The sequence below is a fragment of the Vibrio sp. 10N.222.52.B12 genome (assembly GCF_002875385.1).
GTDB lineage: Bacteria > Pseudomonadota > Gammaproteobacteria > Enterobacterales > Vibrionaceae > Vibrio > Vibrio jasicida.
Genome location: NZ_MDAW01000136.1, coordinates 31,796 through 52,684 on the forward strand (window position 1 = coordinate 31,796; position 20,889 = coordinate 52,684).

Consider the following 20,889-nt stretch of genomic DNA (forward strand, 5'->3'; position numbering starts at 1 on the left):
GCGGAGCGCCGATTACTCAACGCTCCGCAAAAGAATTACAAAGGAAGATCTGGCATCACTTCACGTGGAATGATGGCACCTTTATGTTGAATTACCGCGCCAGCCATACAGTGGCCAGAGTAAGCCGATTCAGCTGCATTGCCGCCAGTCAAACGCTTCGCCAAGAAGCCTGCACTGAAAGAATCACCTGCCGCTGTTGTATCAATCACGTTGTCGACTTTGTTTGGCGCCACGTATTGCGCTTCGCCATTCGCCACAACCAAGCAATCTTTGCTACCACGTTTGATGATGATTTCATCCACGCCCAGTGCAGAGGTTCTCTCAATGCACTGTTCTAAATACTCATCACCGTAAAGCATTTGCTCATCTTCAAATGTGAGCAGTGCGATATCTGTGTGCTTAAGGATCTTAAGGTACCAAGACATAGCATTCTCGCGGCTTTCCCACAATTTAGGACGGTAGTTGTTATCGAAAACAACCTTACCACCTTGTGCCTTGAAGCGCTCAAGGAAGCCAAACAGCTGCGTCTTACCTTCTTCAGTAAGAATCGCTAATGTAATACCGCTCAAGTAAACCGCATCGTACGAGTAAAGTCTGTCGACTAGTACCGGAGACTCGTTTTGCTCGAATAGGAACTTAGCGGCCGCTTCGTTGCGCCAGTAGTGGAAGTAACGTTCGCCAGTTTCATCGGTTTCGATGTAGTAGATACCTGGTTGCTTTTCTTTAACGGAAAGAACCAGACTAGTATCGATGCCCTCTTCTTGCCATGCTGATAGCATTTCTTGGCTAAAAGGATCGTTACCCAGAGCTGTTACATAGCTGGTTTTAATATCGTGAGCTTTGGTCAAACGAGATAAATACAGTGCGGTATTCAACGTATCACCACCGAATGACTGCTTTAGCTGACCTTCCTTTTTCTGTAGCTCAACCATACATTCGCCAATGACCGCGATGTTTAATGATTTCATGTTGTCACCTTAGCAACTGAGGTTGCGCTATAGATTATTTTAAGAAGTCTTCACGAGCAGGGTTGAAGATGTCTAGAAGAATGCTGTCTTGCTCTAGTGCAACCGCACCGTGCATCATGTGCTTACGAGCAAAGTATGCGTCGCCTTCTTTTAGTACTTTCTTCTCGCCTTCGATTTCCGCTTCAAAGCTGCCACGTACTACGTAACCGATTTGATCGTGGATTTCGTGAGTATGCGGTGCGCCAATCGCACCTTTGTCGAAACATAGGTGAACCGCCATTAGGTCATCTGTGTAAGCAACAATTTTACGTTTGATACCGCCGCCTAGTTCTTCCCACGGGTTCTCATCTAATACAAAGAAAGAATTCATCGTCATACTCCTAAAAAGTCTCTATTAAAGCCAACCCTACGGCACTTCATTCTTAACCATGCTTTATTAAAAGGTTCTTTAAAAAAGCGTCGTATTGATAAAAGTGAAACGCGAAGCGAAAGGGTCTGCTGTCGAATTGGTAACGAGCATATCCGATCTATTTTAATTGTCATACAATATATCTAAAAATATGTGATATTCATCAAATGGTGCTCGCTAAAGCATTCCACTTAACGATTGATAACGCCGAAACATCAGCCACAACAAGGATTACCACACCAATACAAATCAATAAGTTAGCTAAATTCGCGTGATTTCACTCTCCCTTTTTGCCACAAAAACTACACCCAAACTTAATATTGTATTACTTTATAGAGAGTTTAAGAAAACAACACACTTCATCTGAGGGTGGTAAAGAAATGACTACACAACCGATTTTGTTGACTGAAGCAGAAGTCGAACTACTAAGAAAGGAAGTCGGAAAGCCGAGCTTAATGGGCAAATCCATTGAAGCGAATCGCAAGGAACTTGAAACCTTCATGCGTCTGCCTCTAGACGTACCAGGTCACGGCGAAGCAGGTGGCTACGAGCACAACCGCCACAAACAAAACTATACCTACATGAACTTAGCGGGTCGTTTGTTCTTGATCACTCAAAAAGAAAAGTACGCGCAGTTCGTTAAAGATCTTCTCGCTATTTACGCAGAGAAGTACCTCACTTTTGATTTCCACGTACAGAAAAACACTAACCCAACAGGTCGTCTTTTCCACCAGATCCTTAATGAACACTGTTGGTTAATGTTTACTAGCCTTGCTTACTCTTGCGTGGCATCAGTGATGACAGAAGAAGAGCGCACAGCTGTTGTTGAGCGCATTTTCGAACCAATGCTAGACATGTTCACAGTGAAATACGCGCACGATTTCGACCGTATTCACAACCACGGTATCTGGGCAGTTGCGGCTGTTGGTATCTGTGGTCTAGCCATTGGCAAACCTGAATATCTAGAGATGTCGGTATACGGTCAAGACCGTGATGATACCGGTGGCTTCCTAGCGCAAATCTCACAGTTGTTCGCCCCTTCTGGTTACTACATGGAAGGTCCGTACTACCATCGTTATGCGATTCGTCCAACTTGTGTATTTGCAGAAGTAGTACACCGTCACATGCCTGAAGTAGACATCTACAACTACAAAAACAAAGTGATTGGCAACACAGTACAAGCGATGCTGGCAACGGCTTACCCGAATGGTGAGTTCCCTGCCCTAAACGATGCATCTCGTACCATGAGCATTACCGACATGGGTGTTCAAGTTGCAGTAAGCGTTTACAGCAAGCACTACGGCTTGGATGACAACATCCTAGGCATGGCGAAGATTCAAAACGCCGTTTGGATGCACCCTTGTGGTCTTGAGCTTTCTCAAGCTTACGATAAAGCTATCGCAGACCGTGAAATCGGTATGCCTTTCTGGCCAAGCGTGGAACTTAACGAAGGCCCAACTGGTAACAACGGAGCACAAGGCTTTATCCGTATGCAGGATAAAACCGGTGATGTGTCACAGCTTGTGATGAACTACGGTCAACATGGCATGGGACATGGTAACTTCGATACGCTTGGCATTACTTTCTTTAACCGTGGTCAAGAAGTGCTGCGTGAATACGGCTTCTGTCGCTGGGTAAACGTAGAGCCTAAATTCGGCGGTCGTTATCTAGACGAAAACAAATCGTACGCACGTCAAACTATCGCGCACAACGCGGTAACGATTGATGAGCAATGTCAGAATGGTTTCGATGTAGACCGCGCTGATTCGGTGCATGGTTTGCCTCACTTCTTCAAAGTAGAAGGCACTGAAATCAACGGTATGAGTGCGTTTGCGAACGACCATTACCCGAATACAGACATGCAGCGCAGTGTGTTCATGCTTAGCCTAGATGAGCTTGAAGCACCGCTACTGCTAGACCTTTACCGCATTGAAGGTGAAGGCGAGCATCAGTACGACTACTCTCATCAATACGATGGTCAAATCGTACGTACTAACTTCGATTACCAAAGCTTTGGTGAACTGAACACCCTTGGCGATGACTTCGGTTACCAGCACCTTTGGAAAGTAGCAAGCGGCAAAGTGCAAGATACGGCGTTGGTTAGCTGGCTACAAAACAACACCTACTACACTTGGTTAGGCACTAGCAGCAGCGCGAAAACTATTGTCGGTGAGAACACGCGAGACAATAAAGTGATCTTCACTCGCACTGGCGCCAATGACCCAAGCTTTAACCTACGTAGCGAACCAGCATTCATTCTGCGCAGCAAGGGCGAATCGACGCTATTTGCTTCTGTGCTAGAAACACACGGCTACTTCAACGAAAAGTTTGAGCAGTCGGTGAATGCACGTGGTCAGGTGAAAGATATCCGCGTCGTGGGTTACAACGCCGTTGGCAGCATCGTAGAAATCACTACTGAGAAATCACTGGTTACTGTGATGATCAGCAATGTCCTAGGCGCTGACGACCAAACCCCACACCAAGTAGAATTGAACGGTAAAACCTACAGCTGGAATGGCTTCTACTCTCTAGAAGTGAACGCATTCGGGCAGGAGAAATAATAATGAGCTACCAAACCCAGTCTTACCAACCGCTATTAATGAACTTTGAAGAAGCGGCAGAACTAAGCAAAGCACTTGGCACGGATAGCCTATTAGGAAATGCATTAGCACGTGACATCAAACAAACTGACGCTTACATGGCCGAGGTGGGTATTGAAGTTCCAGGTCACGGCGAAGGTGGCGGTTACGAGCACAACCGTCACAAGCAAAACTACATCCACATTGATCTAGCGGGTCGCCTATTCCTTATCACTGGCGAACAGAAGTACCGCGATTACATCGTGGACATGCTAACGGCTTACGCGAAGGTATACCCGACGCTAGAGAGCAACACCAGCCGTGACTCTAACCCTCCGGGTAAGATCTTCCACCAAACTCTGAACGAGAACATGTGGATGCTATACGCGTCTTGTGCGTACAGCTGCGTTTACCATACGTTGGAAGAAGAGCAAAAGACACTGATTGAAAACGACCTGTTCAAACAAATGATTGAGCTGTTCGTAGTCACTTACGGTCACGACTTTGACATCGTACACAACCACGGTCTGTGGGCTGTAGCAGCAGTAGGTATCTGTGGTTACGCAATTAACGATCAAGATGCAGTAGACAAAGCGCTTTACGGCTTGAAACTGGATAAAGTTAGCGGCGGCTTCCTAGCTCAGTTAGACCAACTGTTCTCACCAGATGGCTACTACATGGAAGGTCCTTACTACCACCGTTTCTCGCTGCGTCCAATCTACCTATTCGCAGAAGCGATTGAACGTCGTCAGCCTGAGCTTGGTATTTACGAATTCAACAACTCGGTAATCAAGACCACGTCTTACGCAGTATTTAAGACGGCATTCCCAGATGGTACTTTGCCAGCATTGAACGATTCATCGAAGACGATTTCGATCAATGATGAAGGCGTGATCATGGCGACATCAGTATGTTTCCACCGTTACGAGCAGTCTGAAACGCTACTTGGCATGGCAGACCACCAGCAAGACGTTTGGGTTCATATCTCAGGTAAAACATTGTCTGACGCAGTTGCAGCCGCAGATAACATCAAACCATTCAACTGGGGTAGCCTATTCGTAACAGACGGTCCAGAAGGCGAAAAAGGCGGCGTAAGCATTCTTCGTCACCGTGACGAGCAAGATGATGACACCATGGCGCTTATCTGGTTTGGTCAACACGGCAGCGATCACCAGTACCACTCTGCGCTAGACCACGGTCACTACGATGGTCTGCACCTGAGCGTGTTTAACCGCGGTCATGAAGTGCTGCACGATTACGGCTTTGGTCGCTGGGTAAACGTTGAGCCTAAATTTGGCGGTCGTTACATCCCAGAGAACAAGTCTTACTGTAAGCAGACAGTCGCGCACAACACAGTAACGGTTGACCAAAAGACGCAAAACAACTTCGACACAGCACTAGCAGAAACCAAGTTCGGTTCTAAGCACTTCTTCAAAGCGGACGATGAAAAACTGCAAGGCATGAGCGGTCGTATTTCTGGTTACTACAATGGCATAGACATGCAACGCAGCATTATTCTTGCTGAGTTGCCAGCATTCGAAAAGCCACTTGTGATTGATGTTTACCGCATCGAAGCAGATCAAGAGCACCAATACGACCTGCCAGTGCACTACTCTGGTCAAATCATCCGTACGGATTTTGAATACGATGTAGAAAGCACGCTGCGCCCAATGGGCGAAGACAACGGCTACCAGCATCTATGGAATGTTGGTTCAGGCCAAGTTCAAGGCAGCTCGCTTGTAAGTTGGTTGCACGACAACAGCTACTACTCGCTAATCACAAGCGCAACGAACGGCGGCAAAGTATTCTTCACTCGCACAGGCGCAAATGACCCAGACTTCAACTTGAAGAGCGAACCAGCACTGATCTTACGTCAATCTGGTCAGAACCACGTGTTTGCCTCTGTGTTAGAAACGCACGGTTACTTCAACGAGTCTATCGAAGCATCGGTTGGCGCTCGTGGCCTAGTAGAGTCAGTAACCGTCGTTGGCAACAACGAAGTGGGCACCGTGATTCGTCTGCAAACCACAACAGGCAACGCTTACCACTTCGCTATCTGCAATCTAAACGAAGACAAGCAAAACGCGGCACATCGCGTTGAGTTCGACGGTGTGACTTACACTTGGGAAGGCGCATTCGCACAAATTTAATCTTTAGATAGGGTCTGTTTATCTTTCGTGGTTAAATTTTGTTCGAGATAAAAGCGTTTTAATCGCGGCGAGTCGATTGAAGCCTAGTGGTTCTAAGTAAAATTGACTCAACAAAGAGTAAAACGCTTTTAGCCGAACCCTTTGGGTAGCGTTTGTAGGTGCTTTCTACTGCGTTATCGGCTTATCAGGTAGAACAACTACATATCAAAGCCTCTGCCTTGTATAAAACACCTACAAACTGCTGCAAAAATCATCACGAAAGGTCAACAGACCCTGGTCACTAAAAATTAATGTAAAAATCGGGAACTAATTCAAAGCCGGACGTCATGTCCGGCTTTTTTTCGTTTACTTCCATCAACAGCCCCCTCTTCGTTTTATCAATACCAATCAAATCGTTTGTACATGTTTTGTTGGAGGCATAAAAAATCCCTAACCACTGGAATCCAATGATTAGGGACGTTAAAGCGATATCTTACTTGCCGTTTAGCTTCAACTCAGAAAAGGTGGCGCTACTGTAATCGCCGTTCTTCTTATCCGTCTCGAAATCTCCCGTTCCTTCACAACCTGTCGCCCAGAAGTTATCGCCAGTTTTCACGCTGCATTGTCCGTAAGCGCCCGCTTTAAAGTAGAACCACTCGTTCGCATAACCTTTCGCGAAGTCTTTCTTATCCACTTTTCCATAAGCGTCGACGTTATTGCTCAAGTCGAGTTCATACTTCACGGTTGGGTGGTCTTCGGCTTCGAACACAAGCTGCATAATGTTACCTTCGACTTTTACGCTGTAGCTGAACTCTTCACCAAGTGCGATGCCTTTATCTCCCGGCTCGGCGTTGTTTTCCCATGTATTACCCCATACTGGATAAGCGATGTCTGTGCGATCAGGATCCGCTTTCGCTAGGTTGCGTTCGTACGTCCAGAACACCGATCCCATCTTATGGTTAGGCCATTTCTTGTAGAAGATTTTTAGTGGTTCGTTGCCGTGTCCAAACCCTGTGTTCGCCTCTAACTGAACCGGGTCTTTGCCTGCATGAATCTGCCCTACCACGACGGAATACGCTGGGTATTTTTCTGGATTCTTAGAGCGCGTAGCAACGTGGTTTACTTTTAACGTCGCTTCTAATGTTCCTCCTACTGCGCTGAATGATTCCGCTTGAGGGTGCGCAGCAATCGCCCAGTTGTTTTCTGGCGCTTTCACGCTGATATCGACATCAGTACCTCGCCCCATTTGACGGAGTTCAGAACGCGCGTTTGTAGAGCCCTTTGTTGTCACGGCCATGTTCGGCACTTCAAAGACCATATTGTCGTTTTCATCTAAGAAGAAAAATTGGTGCTGTGAGTAACTGAGCATTGCCACGCCTTCGATTTCATCCGCTCGACCGTTGTTGTCTTTGTCCATTGGCAAGGTGATTTTCCAGTTCATCATGTCGAACTTATCCGCAGGCACTGGATGAGGTGTCTGATTATGGGCCAAAGCGGTCATTGGTAGCGTAGTCAGTAAGGCGGCAGCGAGGAGATTCTTGTTCAGTCTTTTGCTATTACACATGGATTTGGATTCTCTTATTTATGTATTATTGTCGTACATATTAATTATTAATCCAGAGATTAAACCGAACGGAAAGTCGGGTGTGTAAAATCGCTCACAGTTTGATCATTGCAAGTTCTACTTGGATCAAACTTTAAGAAAAAGTGATAGATAAAAGCAGGTTATTTAAACTAAACACTCAGCAGTAAACTTTAGAGACAAAAAAGCCCTCATCATTGAGGGCTCTTTAATAGACGAAAAATCAAAATAAAAACGACAAATTAATCATACATAAGCTTCTCAGCTTTCTTCAGATCAAACTCGTTGAGTGATTTACGCGCCAAGTGCCTAAATGGCAGTGCTTTCACTATTTCTTCAAATGGCATAACAGCGAACGCCCAAAAAACAGAAAGGTCCAAATAAAGAATGATCAACGCACAAACAGGAATAGAAACTAGCCATTGACCAGTAAAGTTAATCTTAAACACATCCGTCGTTTTCCCTAATGCACGCAAGACATTGCCATGTACCGTGTTGTACCCACGGACGATAGGGAGAAAGATATACAAAGGTGCAATTGCGGAAAGCGCCTGATAAGTGCTTGGGTCCAGGTTAGGGTACAAATCTGGTAGAACATAGCTCAACGCAAGAAAGAACGCAGCAGATACAAATGAGATCATCACTGCCATATCAATACTGGTGTCAACATCCCTTCTTAAGCTATTCATCTGACGAGAGCCAATTGCTTGACTGATCGTGATCGCCGATGAGTGTGCCCACGCCGTAATGAACTGAGAACCCGCTTTGATCCAAGGCATTACAATCGTCATTGCTACATAAGCATTTAGCGTTAACTGAGAGTACAGTAGCATGTAGATAGTTGCGCCAGTCTGCAACATGGTGACATTCGCCGCGACTGGAAAAATTTCTTTAAAGTGGTTAATCGTATTGCGCTTAAGCGAGGCATCTAAGTTCTTCAACGAAAGCACAATAGAGTCATCTAGTCGAATGCATAAAGTTAAGTAAAGTAGGCGTATCACAATAGCAATCAAACTACCTGCTGCCGCACCTTGCACACCAATGCCCTCAAAGCCAGCAAAGCCATGAATCAACACATAAGACATCGCCATGTTAACAGGCAGCTCAATCAAGTAACCTTTGAATGGCACTTTAGTTCGGCCAAGTGCATTAAATAAAGCAATCATGACTTGAGTAATCGCGTTGAAGATGATGATGAACTTGGCGACAGCGAGGTAACGTTCAGTCTCTGCATAAAGAGCGACGTTATTAGTTAACTGATTGATCAGATGCTTATCGAACAAAGTCAGCAAGCTCCAAAATACAACCGCGACCAGAACGTTAATGATGAGGCCGGCCCAAAACCCTTTGTTTACAGATTGATGCAATCCAGATCCAACCGCACGGCTCAGAACCAATTGAGAGCCATTTGCTAAGGCCATTTGTACGCCTAAGGCAAAAGAAATGACAGTTGTGGCGATCCCCATGGCAGCAAGGGAAACTTCACCGAGTGGTGAGACAAGGAAGGTGTCGATCATTAACATCGACTGCATTAATAATGCGTTCAAGGCCAGCGGCCAAGCAAGGGACAGATTTTTTCTTATATAGGGTTGGGAAGACATGGTAGACCTTTCGGGGTTGTCATAAGCGCAACTAGCAAGGAAGCAATTGCCGCTAAACGTTGGCCTTGCCCTATCCTTTCACCTTTAGGGCAAAGCCAAATACACGTTGATTCATCAACCGTTGACGACCTGAGACAGTTTTTGGTTTTCGTCGTTAAGCAATGTATGCGACGCGATGCGAGCTTGGTCTCCATTCCCCGCCATAATGGCATCGTAAATCGCGCGATGCTCTTCAATACAGAATCGACCGCCTTCAGCGGAATGATCGATAAACTGCTTGAAGATGGTCGACAAAATATTGCTAAACGGAATGTAGAATTGATTGCCTGTTGCAAGGAATATTGTCTGGTGGAACAGGTGGTCGTTGACCGTCCAATCGTCATAATCGAAACGATTGGCTGCCATGGTCATACGCTGAAAAATAACCGACAACTCTTTGCGTTGCTCTGCTGTTGCGTTATTCGCCGCCAAGGCACAAGCCTCTGGTTCAATCGCTTTACGCAGCCCCAAAAACTGAGCCAGAAACGGCTCGGTATCTTCTAAGTCTTGAATCCATTCCAAGAGTTGAGGGTCGAGAAAATGCCAGTGGTTGCGCGCACGAATGGTCGTACCCACCTTCGGCTTTGACTCGATTAACCCTTTTGCTGATAGCAGTTTGGTTGACTCGCGTAATGCTGTGCGACTCACGCCAAATGCGTCACAGAGATCCATCTCATTGGGTAGTTTTTCATTTTGGTTTAGCTCACCTGACAGTATTTTGCGGGCGATTTGTCTGGCAACTTGCACATGGATCTTGCGGTGTGAATCCTCCACAAGAGAAAACTTTGCCATTTGACGCTCCTTATAATTATGCTTCCAGTGCCGTAGCACTTGATAAATGATCAAAAAAAGCCAGACGAAGCTGGCTTTTTGAGGTCAGTGTATTCGTCTGAAACGAAATAAGTCAGCGCTTATGGCGCCATTTGTCCGCCGTTTACATCCAGCACTTGGCCAGTGATGTAACCAGAACATGCGTGTGAAGCGAAGAAAGCAAACGTTGGTGCCACTTCTTCGATTCGGCCGAAGCGACCCATAGGGATACCGCTTGCAATTGCTGCTTTCAACTCGTCAGATTTACCATCGTGGAATGCGGTGTCGATAGTGCCTGGAGAAACGATGTTGAAACGGATGTTGTCTTTAGTGAACTCTTTCACCCAGTTACGGTGAATGTCGTGCAACCACGCTTTTGATGCTGCGTAGATACCAGCACCAACACCGCCGCCTTCACGAGCTGCGATAGAGCCAGTGCTGATCACACATGCTGTCTCACCAGATTCCGCTGCGGATGCACGAAGGTGCGGGATTGAATATTTGGTTGTCATCAACGCAGAACGAGCGTTCAGATCCATAACACGGTTGTAGAACTCATCATCGATGTTTTCTAGGTTTTCACGACCGCCAAGACCACCAGCGTTGTTGATTAGCACGTCCATGCCACCGAAATGATCGGTAAATTCCTTAACCAGTTTTTCGCAGTCTGCGGTCACCATAAGGTTCGCTTGGAAAAACTTAACATCGCCACCAAGTGCGGTTAGCTCAGTCACTGCTGCATCTGCGTCAGGACCGGTTTGATGACTGTTAATGCCGATTTTAGCGCCGTATTTTGCGAACACGCGTGCCGCCGCTAGGCCCATACCTGACGTAGAACCTGTGATAAGTACGCGCTTACCTTTCAAATCGTTAAACATGACGGTTTACCTATGTTAGTTATTCGTGCCTTCGAAATAAATCATACAATAAGATCTTTCGGCCGCAAGCGTATTTGCGCCCAATTGAGCGAGATCCGGCAAAATTCGTCAGTTTTGCGTTGCATTTGTGGTTTGGGTCACAGCAAGTAGGATTTTACAGCTATTATTTGTATGAATAATTTAACAACTTGATAGCGATAAAAACGATATTGAAGAAGCGCTCAAGTCAACGCAATCATTGATTGTGTCTAGTGAAAACACGCGTTATGTGAACCTTCTTATATTACGTTCACATCTGCTTGGTGGGTGGGGGCAAGAGTGCTATAGTACGGCTTAAATAATACATATTTAGTAATTAAGTGAAGATTATGTCTGGCGAATTTCATTCTATCTCAGGCTCTAAGCGAAGCCTTCATGTGCAAGTTGCGCGTGAAATCGCACGTGGTATTTTGTCTGGTAAGCTTCCTCAGGGCTCTATCCTACCTGGCGAAATGGTTCTTTGTGAGCAATTTGGCATCAGCCGTACTGCACTACGTGAAGCAGTGAAATTGCTAACGTCGAAAGGTCTACTTGAGTCGCGTCCTAAAGTTGGTACTCGCGTCATCAACCGTGCTTACTGGAACTTCTTAGATCCTCAGCTGATTGAATGGATGGACGGTCTTGCTGATACTGACCAGTTCTGTGGTCAATTCCTTGGTTTACGCCGTGCGATCGAGCCAGAGGCATGTGCACTTGCTGCTATCCACGCGACTGCGGAACAACGTATTGAATTATCTGAAACTTTCCAACAGATGGTCGACGTTGCAGAAGCGGAAGAGTTTGATCACGAAAAATGGATGGAAGTGGACACTCGCTTCCACAGCCTGATCTTCAATGCAACAGGTAACGACTTCTACCTACCGTTCGGCAATATCCTAACGACGATGTTCGTTAACTTTATTGCGCACTCTTCGGAAGAAGGCAGCACTTGTATCAAAGAACACCGTCAGATTTACGATGCAATCATGGCTGGCAACGCCGACAAAGCGCGCCAAGCATCAGTGAATCACTTATTAGACTCTAAGCACCGTTTAGCGCCAGTAAAATAAGTTCAGCGACAAACCATTGAAAGCACGCGTCCTTCGCGTGCTTTTTTGTATCTACTCCCCTCTTACTTCAGCCAGAATCCTCTCTATCCTCACAAAAAACTTCTTATTCAGTGATACTTTGATTAAATTTAGATATATAATAATACAAATTAAATTTATTAAAGTGCTGTGTTATGACTGAATCTTTGCTGCCAAACATCCTGCAATTTATTGGGCAAATCGACCCATTCGACAAGATCCCAAAACCCGCCTTGCGTGAACTCGCATCGCACGTGCAGATTACCTACCTTGGCAAAGGTGAAGTCATTGACCAATGCGCGACAGGCCAAGAAAAGTCACTCTACATCATACGTACAGGCTCTATGGAGCAAAGAAAGTCCGATGGTGTGCTACGAGCGAAACTGGGGCCAGAAGACATCTTCGGCTTCACCTTTCTTGGCAGCCAAATCGACAGCACGAAAGGCTACCGTGCCATCGCGATTGAGAACTCACTGGTTTATGTGATTCCCAACTCGGCGCTTAAAAAACTGTGCGAAACCCACCCTGAATGTGCAGAACACTTTGCTTCTCAAGCGCAAGTTCGTTTGAAATCTGCGCTGGATGTGGTGTGGTCAAACAAAGAGAAAGGCTTGTTCATTCGCCGCGTTGGTGAGGTTGCCAGCGGTCGCGTTGCTGTGGTGACTGCCGACCAGTCGATTCAAACCGTTGCAAACGAGATGCTAACCAAATGCTCGCCATGCGCCGTGGTTTACGAGAACGACAAAATCGTCGGCTTGATTACTGACCGCGATATGACCAAGCGCGTTATCGCTCAAGGGGTAAGCACTGACCGCCCTATTTCTGAAGTGATGACACACGATCCGCAAACCATCAAACCGGATGATCTCGTCTTGCATGCTGCATCGATGATGATGCAGCACAATATTCGCAACCTGCCATTAGTGGAAAACAACAAGGTCGTCGGCGTACTGACTACGACACACCTTGTGCAAAACCACCGTGTGCAAGCCATCTTCTTGATCGAGAAAATCAAATACGCAGGCAGCGTGAAATCCCTGTCGAGCTTTACTCCAGAGCGCCAAGCGATCTTTGAAGCGCTAGTTGATGGGCACGTCTCACCAGAAGTCATCGGTAAAGTGATGACAATGATCATGGACGCTTACACGCGCCGTTTGATTCAAATCGCGATTGATAAGCTTGGTCCTCCGCCATGTAAGTTCTCATGGATTGTGGCAGGCTCTCACGCTCGTAACGAAGTCCACATGTTGTCGGATCAAGACAGTGCGATTGTCCTTGCTGACCACGCGACGGAGAACGACAGAATTTACTTTAAACACCTTGCTATGATCGTCAGTAACGGCCTTGCAAGCTGTGATTACCCTTTGTGTCCTGGCAAGTTTATGGCCGCAACACCAAAGTGGTGCCAACCTCTTAGCGTTTGGAAGAAGTACTACAAGAAATGGGTGGCCAACCCAGAGTACGAGCGCTTGCTAAACATCAGCGTGTTCTTGGAAATTCGTACCCTTTACGGCAATAAAGATTACGAGCTCATCTTGCGAGATGAACTGCATACCAACATTCGCAGCAATCGTGAGTTCCTCTCCATGCTTGTTAACGATGCGGTGAACACCAACCCACCGTTGGGTATCTTCAACAGTTTGGTTTTGGAGAAGTCAGGGGAGAACAAGAAGACGCTCGATGTGAAGAAATACGCCATCAATCTGATCATCGATTTGGCACGCATTTACGGTTTGGCGGTAGAGTGTGATTTAACCGCTACCGACGAGCGTTTCAAAGCCGCGAATGAAGCGGGCGTATTAAGTGAAGATGCGTACAAGAACATCCTTAACGCGTACCAGTTCATCTTATCGTTCCGTTTTGGTCATCAGTTAGAAGCGCTGAAACGCGGTGAAGAGCCAAATAACCACATCGACCCAAATACGTTCGGTAGCTTTGAACGCCAGCACCTGAAAGACGCCTTCCGTATTATTGCTGATTTGCAAGAAGCGGCGAAAGTGCGCTTTGGGAGCCGTTAATGAAGCGAATCTTAGAACACTTTCATCCTTGCTCGCGCCTGAATCGAAAGCGCGAGCAATACGTGAAACAGACGACCATGCCAGAGCACATCAAAGCGCTGGTTCAAACGCCACATCTGGAAGCGGCGCAATTTGCACAAGATGCCAATTACATTGTGCTAGATTTGGAAACTACCGGCTTAGACAGCGAAGAAGATTTGATTTTGTCGATCGGTTGGGTAGACATTGCGAATGGCAAAGTGGATCTGGCCACCAGCCAGCACATGTACATCAATAGTGATTCGCAAATCAAACCAGAAACCGCGGTGATCAACCATATTACGCCGCAAATGCTGTCCGAAGGCGTTTCTATCCATGATGCCATGCGAGCGTTTTTCCACGCAGCCAAAGGCAAGATCTTGGTCGCTCACGCTTGTGTGGTCGAAACCCAGTTCATCAATCAATATCTACATCGGGTGTTTAAACTCAGCGAACCACCTTTGGTTTGGCTCGACACCATGTGCATTGAAAAGCATCTACAGAAAGCGATTAATCCTCGTGACGAAATTGATGTCACTCTCTCTGGCACTCGCGCCCGCTATGGCCTGCCTGAGTACAACGGACACAATGCGTTAGCGGATGCGGTTGCGACTGCAGAGCTGTTATTGGCACAAAAAACTCGCATTACTCCTCAAGGAAAAACCACCATCGGTACCCTTTATCGATTGAGTCTCTAACTCTCTATACATTCCAATATGAAAAAATCTGATGTCTCTAGCGCCATCTTCCTTTTGGTGGCGGCGAACTTGGTTGCGTCTCTTTCTGACGTTTCCCTCAAAATGCTCAATGGCGAAGTGCCCACTTTTCAATACGTCTTTATTCGCCAATTAATCAGTCTGCTGTTGCTCTTACCCCTTTGGCTTCGTTTGGATAAACGGGAACGTCAGATGGGATGCGATTGGATCACCTTCTGGCGTGCGCAATTGATTCTGATAGGCAGTGCCAGCGCTATGGTAGCAATCACGCATCTGCCATTGGCGACAGCGAATGCGATTTTCTATGTCGGTCCATTATTGGTACTGCCGCTCTCGGTTATCTTCCTTAAAGAAAAGCCTTCTAAGGGTAAGATTTTCGGCACCTTGATTGGCTTTGGTGGCGTCTTAATTGTGCTTCGTCCCGAACATTTCCATTGGGCGGCGATCATTGCTCTAGGCAGCGCGCTTGCCATCGGTGTGGGCAACATCCTTATTCGCCGTATGCCACAAGAACAGCCTTTGGTGTGCACCTTGTTTTGGACAACGTTAATGACATTACCGGTCGCTTTATTGCTCGCCTACCCTCAATGGCAAGCCATTACCTGGCAACACCTGATGTGGATTGTAGCGATTAACTTGTTTGTGCTTGCTTACCATGCCTTGGTGGTCAAAGCGTTTAAGCGTGCTCCTGCGAGCCAGATTGCATTGGCTGAGTATTCCGGACTGGCGTTTGTGACCTTGTTTGGCGTGATGTGGTTTGATGAAATACCCGACCTATTTACCGCGCTCGGTATCATCCTGATTGTATTGCCGATGATGCCGCTCAATTGGCAGCGTTTATTGGGGAACAAGCGCCGAGCGCCAACTGCGCAAGAAGTGTCTTAACCGCCTCAAGCAATACGATGAATACTCAAGAGGAGCACAGCGCTCCTCTTTTTTATTGTGCTTAAGCTATCTTGCGAATACCTGTACCACTAACACTTTTCTCGTTAGTAATAGAGCTTAATGGTCTCGAGTTTGTATGGTGGATGAAGGTAATGTTCAAGTTCACTACGACGATTGTTGAGTCGTTCTAGCAGCTTGTAGGCAATAAAGTAATGGTTAATGTTGCTGACATAGCGTATCGGCTCAAGTCCGATGTATTGCCGCGTCACTACTTCCACATTGCCGAACCAAACATTGGGATCATACCCTTTTTCTTTGGCGATTCTTCTCATCTTCCTCATGTTACCCGGCCCTGCATTGTAGGCTGCAAGACAGAAGTAAATGATGTCGTTTTCGCTGATGCTGTCATCGTTAAAGAAGTATTTCCTTAGGTAGTTCATGTATTTCACGCCAGCATGAATGTTTGGCTCTTCTTCATAAATGTTCGAGATATTTACCGCTCTATCCCTTGCGGTTGTGGGCAAGATTTGCATAATCCCGACCGCCCCCATATGAGAGATCACATTCTGGTTCAAACCGGACTCTTGAAAGCCTTGGGCCAACATCAACAGATGGTTAAACTGATACTCTTGTGAATAGAGATAGAAGATATCCAACAACTCTCTAGAACGAACTGCATTGTCTCGGTTAAGGAACTTTCTCAACCATTTGTCGTTTTCTAGATACCTTTCATTGACCACATTGCCGAACAAAGTTCCTATCCGAACTTCCTTGATGAACTTGTTCACCGCCTCTTCTAGCTGAGGCGAATCTTGTCGTATTCCCCAGCCAATCTGTGCATTTTCTCTGATGGTGATTTGATTGTGGAACGCCACGCCGGGAAAGATATTCCCCCACATCCCCGTCTTATGCCGGTCGAGCACGGTGATATCGATAATGCCCGCACTGACCATTTCTAAGACCTCATAATCTTGCATGATCTCATCAAGAAATAAGATATTAATCAGCGGTTTGTCTTGTATCGTGAAGTAGTTGTTTACCTTGGTTAAGCTCTTATGGTAACTCGAGCTTTCTCTCACCCAAACATCCAGCCCACTCAAATCATCCACGGTTTTAATGTCCGAGTATCTGCTGTTGGTAACAATGATTTCTGAGACGTTTTCTCTCACCGGATCGCTAAACGCAATCTGCTCTTTGCGCTCATTGGTAATGGTTAGATTCGCAACTATGACGTCACCATAACCAGCAATCAATTTGGGGATGAGTTCGTTTCTTGCGACCGGAATAACCTGAATGTTGATCGCCTTTTTGTTCTTCCTTAAATAGCGTTCAAACTCATAAATAAGCTCAGAGATAATGCCTTTTGGCTTACCATTTTGGATGTAGTAAAAACCCAGATCAGCAGACACCAAAATACGAACGGCTTTCTTTTCCTTTAGCGTCTCTAAGTCCCCCACGTAGGGATCAGACTTTAAAGGAGACAGTTCCAATGCGGCACTGGTATGAGAGAAAGACCAGAGAAACAAGACGATGCAAAGTATTTTACCCACCATGAGCTTATCCGTTCGCTAAATCATTAATGATAATTTTAGCAATAAAAGCTCAAGGGTATGTCTTAGGTCTGAGTCTGACCTTGTTCGAGAAATAAAAATAGCCCGCTTCGGGGGCGGGCTATTGGTAAGAATCTTAATTTATTTTTGGCTTAGATTAGAAGCTGTACGTTACACCAACACGGCTACGTAGCTGGCGTGATGTTTTATCATCACAAGAGCTGTTACATTGAACGTTACCGAATTCTACGTATGGACGCCAATCCCAACCTTTCTCTTTGTAGCCTAGTTTAAAGTTGTAGTCCCATTCGTACTTACCGTCGCGGTTACCTAGCTTCCACTCATCGCTGAAGAAATCTTCTTTGTAGTTTGCTTCAAAACCAAATTGCCAAGCGTTCCAGTTGTAATCGATGTTACCTGTGATTTTACTCGCGTTTAGTGAGTCGTGTTGTTTGCCGTCTAGACCTGTTGATGTTTTACCAGATGCGTAGTTGCGGAACTCGTGACGGTAGCGAAGCTTGGTTGTGATACCAGAATCGAATTTGTATTGAACACGAACTTGTGGTTTGTACGTTACGGCTTCGTCACCAAAGGTAATTGGCATCGATGTGGTTACACGCCAGTTGTTATCAAATTTGAAGTGGTAGCCGTATTCGAATTCGCTATCACCACGTTGAAGCTCGCTTAAGTTACCAGTGTGCTTCATTTCAACGCCGTAGTAATGGTTACCTGTGCTGCCACCAATTTTGATACGGCCTGCCCACTGCTCTGAATCGTGTTTGTATTCTTCACGGAAGTCTAGTGACGCGGCTGAAATGCTACCTGCAAAAAGGGTTGTCGCGATCGCTAAAGCAATTTGTTTTTTAGATGTCATAGTAATGTTCCACTGTAAATAAATTGTATTTCAAAGTGGCGACGCGCATACACGCCGCCCTTTTTAGGGTTTTATTGTTTTGGGTAAAGCAATTCGATATCGCGCTGAGCCCAAACTTCTGCCAAGTTCTTCTTCACTGTGAAGCGGCTAAAGTCAGTTTCGCTTGCCAGTTTCACCCACTCAGGTTTCTCCATCGCCACACCTGCTTTTAGATAGATCGGTGTCATGCGCTCTACGCGGCGTGGATTGTCTTTCGCGGTGTATGGCCAGTCAGACGCAGGATCTTGATAAGTCGCCATTAGCTGAATACCTTGCGCTAATGAGCCACCTTTCTTGTTTTGGTAGTGCCATAGGTCGATGCCCACTTTGTCACCGATTTGAGCGATGCCGACCAATGGATCTAAACTGAAGTAGTGGTAGTGGTAAGCGCGAGTACGTTCGATTTCATGAGGCTGAGAGCCATCTTTTTCGAACTGAGTGTCTACGCGCATCTTGCCTTTTTGAACCATCTGTTTTGCTAAAGGTTCATTACCTAAGAAGTAAGCAATACTCGCGACTTGGAAGTCATACCAAGTGCCATGGTTGTTTGCCGCAGCAGCTTCGCCTTTCGGACCACCTGATAGGTCATCAATGATCAACCAATCTAGGTATTCGCCGTACCATTGTGTAATTTGCTGTTCGTCTTTTTCCGTCCAAGCAGGAGAAAGCGAAAGGATGGCGATTGAGTCCAGCATGCGATCGGCCAGAGTACGCGTATCAATAATGCCGCCACGACGACCTTCTGCACGACCAGGAACACCCTGACCGTAATTCACATTCGGGTTCATCTTAGTTTCATCATTCATGAACCAAGTACGAACGTATTCGATACCTTGTTTTGCGTATTTCTCGTCTTGGCTGAAGTAATAAGCCAATGCCAATGCGCGAACAGAACGAGTGAAGTGACCAATACGTTTAGAATCTGTTTCAGCTGTTTTCGATGCAGGGTTGGTTTTGCCATCGTGACGAACCCAAGGAAGGCCATCTTCTTTCGATTCATCTGGCCACCAGTACGGGCTGATGCTCATGTAATCGTTTTTGCTACCGCTTGGTGGCGTCATGCCTTTCGCCGTTACCGTGAACGGGCCATCTTTCATCGCCAGTTCTGCTTCCTCAATCAGACGGTCGTACGCGTCTTTCATTGAATCGCTCGCTTTATCTGACTGTAAAACAGCGCGGTTTTGTTCAAGCGTTGCTTCATCAAGGAACACAAAGTCTGCAGCAAGAGTGTTAGCACTGAAAAGAATGGCGCTGAGGCAGGTTGCTAGATGTAGAGGTCGTAGGGGTTTCATTATTATCGGCCTTATATCTTGAGTTAAAATACTACAAATATAGTACCTATCCGATGTTGAGCGTTCTGTGAATTAGATCTAATTGTATGATTTATCCGCATTATCAAACTTTATTAAAACCACTAAAGTTCACATTAACTTATTGATATTAAATATATTACCTCTCTTTCTTGCTTATTAATTGTCTTAATATTTAGGCTAAAAATGTGCTCTACCGCATATTTTTGCACCAAATGAGTTCATTTTTATTTGTAATACAATATAATCATTTCAAGTTTTTGAGACACAGAACATCAAATTGCTATTGACGCGCACTTTTTCGCTCTGTCCTTTTCTATATAGAGTCCAATAACAGGTTAAGCATCGCTTGGTTATAGAGATGAAATGAGGAAGGCCGAGGCTATATAAGCAGAGGTCACTTATGTCAGGCTGAAACATAAGTGGATAGAAGAATTAAGTAAGTACAAGAAATAGCAATAGAAGCAAAGTACAGCGAACAAGATGGATGCGACCAGTGAAACTTTCGACATTGAAGAATACTGTTTTGTCATCCCTACTCGCTGTTGCTCAAGTCTTGATGGTTCTAAGCAGCTTGTTGTTGCTTCCAACAGTTGTAGTTCTCATTGGACTTAAATGGCTGTAGCGGTTTGTCTTTTGTAACAGACACTTATAGAGACAAATCAACAAGCTGGTTTCGCTATCAATAGGTAGCAAGCCAAGGAAAACGCTTAACTGGTTGTGACTAATTGAGTTTTTAGGAGTAGTTACTTAAGTGGGAAATGTTTAATACCAATCGGCATAAGTAAAGCGCCGAGATCGATCAGACGAGGATGTTTTGTGTCGATTGGTATAGTTGCTCCCATATCATAACAACACTTTACAGAGCCTAGCTTTGTTGAACTTTGCAATGATTGTCGAAGATCTTACAGCGTAACGTGCTTAGCAGCGATGAGAGATATACCCCTCGAGTATCTTTCAGCTACATCCAGAACCTCGTTTCACTGTTCTATTGCAATCCAACAGAGCCCTTGGCTCAGACGGTATCAATACCGTTTTTCGCCCACGCATTACAGGCATGTCGTGGGCGTTTTTTTATCTGCAATAGTCATACAAATCTGACAATAGTTCACACCTTCTTACTCCGTTATAGCCCTTATTATCTAAGGCTATAAACGCTATTGAACCAATCGAGTGCATGCCAAAGCCATTGATAACTTGTCGTGATATTGACTTGGTGCACCCTTCCCTTTTTGAGTGCAATGTCAATATCCGATCACGATCACTTGTATGATTATTGAAATGACCCATTCCGGATCATTCGTCACGCTTTTGAGTTATTGTACTACAAATAAGCAAACTGATAGTTAGTATTGCCTCAAGACATTAAATAACGATC

15 protein-coding genes are annotated in these 20,889 nt (G+C 45.7%); 6 read left to right on the forward strand and 9 right to left on the reverse strand.

What is annotated here, in order from left to right; all coding sequences use genetic code 11:
• Positions 1–35: 35 nt before the first annotated feature.
• The gene (locus BCT11_RS19025) at positions 36–968 is read right to left on the reverse strand and encodes a sugar kinase (RefSeq protein WP_102388986.1); all 933 of its coding nucleotides are present in this window, start codon (positions 966–968) and stop codon (positions 36–38) included.
• A 34-nt stretch (positions 969–1,002) separates the two neighbouring features.
• The gene (locus tag BCT11_RS19030; RefSeq protein ID WP_005450851.1) at positions 1,003–1,338 is read right to left on the reverse strand and encodes a cupin domain-containing protein; all 336 of its coding nucleotides are present in this window, start codon (positions 1,336–1,338) and stop codon (positions 1,003–1,005) included.
• A 419-nt stretch (positions 1,339–1,757) separates the two neighbouring features.
• Here BCT11_RS19030 and BCT11_RS19035 point away from each other — a divergent pair, with 419 nt between their 5' ends.
• Together BCT11_RS19035 and BCT11_RS19040 are read left to right on the forward strand one after the other, a co-directional pair.
• Positions 1,758–3,938 (forward strand): heparinase II/III family protein, encoded by a 2,181-nt coding sequence (locus BCT11_RS19035; RefSeq protein ID WP_102388987.1) that lies wholly within the window; start codon positions 1,758–1,760, stop codon positions 3,936–3,938.
• 2 nt (positions 3,939–3,940) lie between these two features.
• On the forward strand, positions 3,941–6,106 hold the full coding sequence (locus tag BCT11_RS19040) for a heparinase II/III family protein (RefSeq protein WP_102388988.1): 2,166 nt from the start codon (positions 3,941–3,943) through the stop codon (positions 6,104–6,106).
• A 472-nt stretch (positions 6,107–6,578) separates the two neighbouring features.
• Here the strand turns inward: BCT11_RS19040 and BCT11_RS19050 are convergent, their stop codons facing one another.
• The 4 genes from BCT11_RS19050 to BCT11_RS19065 form a co-directional block, all read right to left on the reverse strand.
• A complete protein-coding gene (locus tag BCT11_RS19050; protein WP_102388989.1) occupies positions 6,579–7,649 on the reverse strand; it encodes a polysaccharide lyase family 7 protein in 1,071 nt (356 codons plus the stop codon).
• A 260-nt stretch (positions 7,650–7,909) separates the two neighbouring features.
• Complete coding sequence (locus tag BCT11_RS19055) at positions 7,910–9,268, reverse strand: MATE family efflux transporter (RefSeq protein WP_080869643.1); 1,359 nt, start codon at positions 9,266–9,268, stop codon at positions 7,910–7,912.
• Positions 9,269–9,382: 114 nt separating this feature from the next.
• Entirely contained in the window at positions 9,383–10,099 is a 717-nt protein-coding gene (locus BCT11_RS19060) for a FadR/GntR family transcriptional regulator (RefSeq protein WP_042605034.1), read from the reverse strand.
• A gap of 119 nt (positions 10,100–10,218) precedes the next feature.
• Positions 10,219–10,995, reverse strand: a complete 777-nt coding sequence (locus BCT11_RS19065) for an SDR family NAD(P)-dependent oxidoreductase (RefSeq protein WP_005437107.1) — start codon at positions 10,993–10,995, stop codon at positions 10,219–10,221.
• A 368-nt stretch (positions 10,996–11,363) separates the two neighbouring features.
• On the opposite strand from BCT11_RS19065, the gene BCT11_RS19070 reads away from it, so the two are divergent.
• From BCT11_RS19070 to BCT11_RS19085, 4 genes are all read left to right on the forward strand, one after another.
• On the forward strand, positions 11,364–12,083 hold the full coding sequence (locus tag BCT11_RS19070; protein WP_102388990.1) for a FadR/GntR family transcriptional regulator: 720 nt from the start codon (positions 11,364–11,366) through the stop codon (positions 12,081–12,083).
• A 173-nt stretch (positions 12,084–12,256) separates the two neighbouring features.
• Positions 12,257–14,119, forward strand: a complete 1,863-nt coding sequence (locus BCT11_RS19075) for a putative nucleotidyltransferase substrate binding domain-containing protein (RefSeq protein ID WP_102388991.1) — start codon at positions 12,257–12,259, stop codon at positions 14,117–14,119.
• Positions 14,119–14,835, forward strand: a complete 717-nt coding sequence (locus BCT11_RS19080; protein ID WP_102388992.1) for a 3'-5' exonuclease — start codon at positions 14,119–14,121, stop codon at positions 14,833–14,835. Before BCT11_RS19075 ends, BCT11_RS19080 begins: the two co-directional genes overlap by 1 nt.
• Before the next feature lie 18 nt (positions 14,836–14,853).
• Positions 14,854–15,738 carry a DMT family transporter gene (locus BCT11_RS19085; RefSeq protein WP_102388993.1) on the forward strand — a complete coding sequence of 295 codons (885 nt, stop codon included), beginning with the start codon at positions 14,854–14,856 and terminating at the stop codon, positions 15,736–15,738.
• Positions 15,739–15,842: 104 nt separating this feature from the next.
• On the opposite strand, the gene BCT11_RS19090 is transcribed toward BCT11_RS19085, so the two are convergent.
• From BCT11_RS19090 to BCT11_RS19100, 3 genes are all read right to left on the reverse strand, one after another.
• Complete coding sequence (locus BCT11_RS19090; protein ID WP_102388994.1) at positions 15,843–17,291, reverse strand: lytic transglycosylase F; 1,449 nt, start codon at positions 17,289–17,291, stop codon at positions 15,843–15,845.
• A 154-nt stretch (positions 17,292–17,445) separates the two neighbouring features.
• Positions 17,446–18,162, reverse strand: coding sequence for an oligogalacturonate-specific porin KdgM family protein (locus tag BCT11_RS19095; protein WP_005437091.1), 717 nt, complete (start codon positions 18,160–18,162; stop codon positions 17,446–17,448).
• 71 nt (positions 18,163–18,233) lie between these two features.
• Positions 18,234–19,493, reverse strand: coding sequence for an alginate lyase family protein (locus BCT11_RS19100; protein ID WP_038866974.1), 1,260 nt, complete (start codon positions 19,491–19,493; stop codon positions 18,234–18,236).
• Positions 19,494–20,889 lie beyond the last annotated feature (1,396 nt).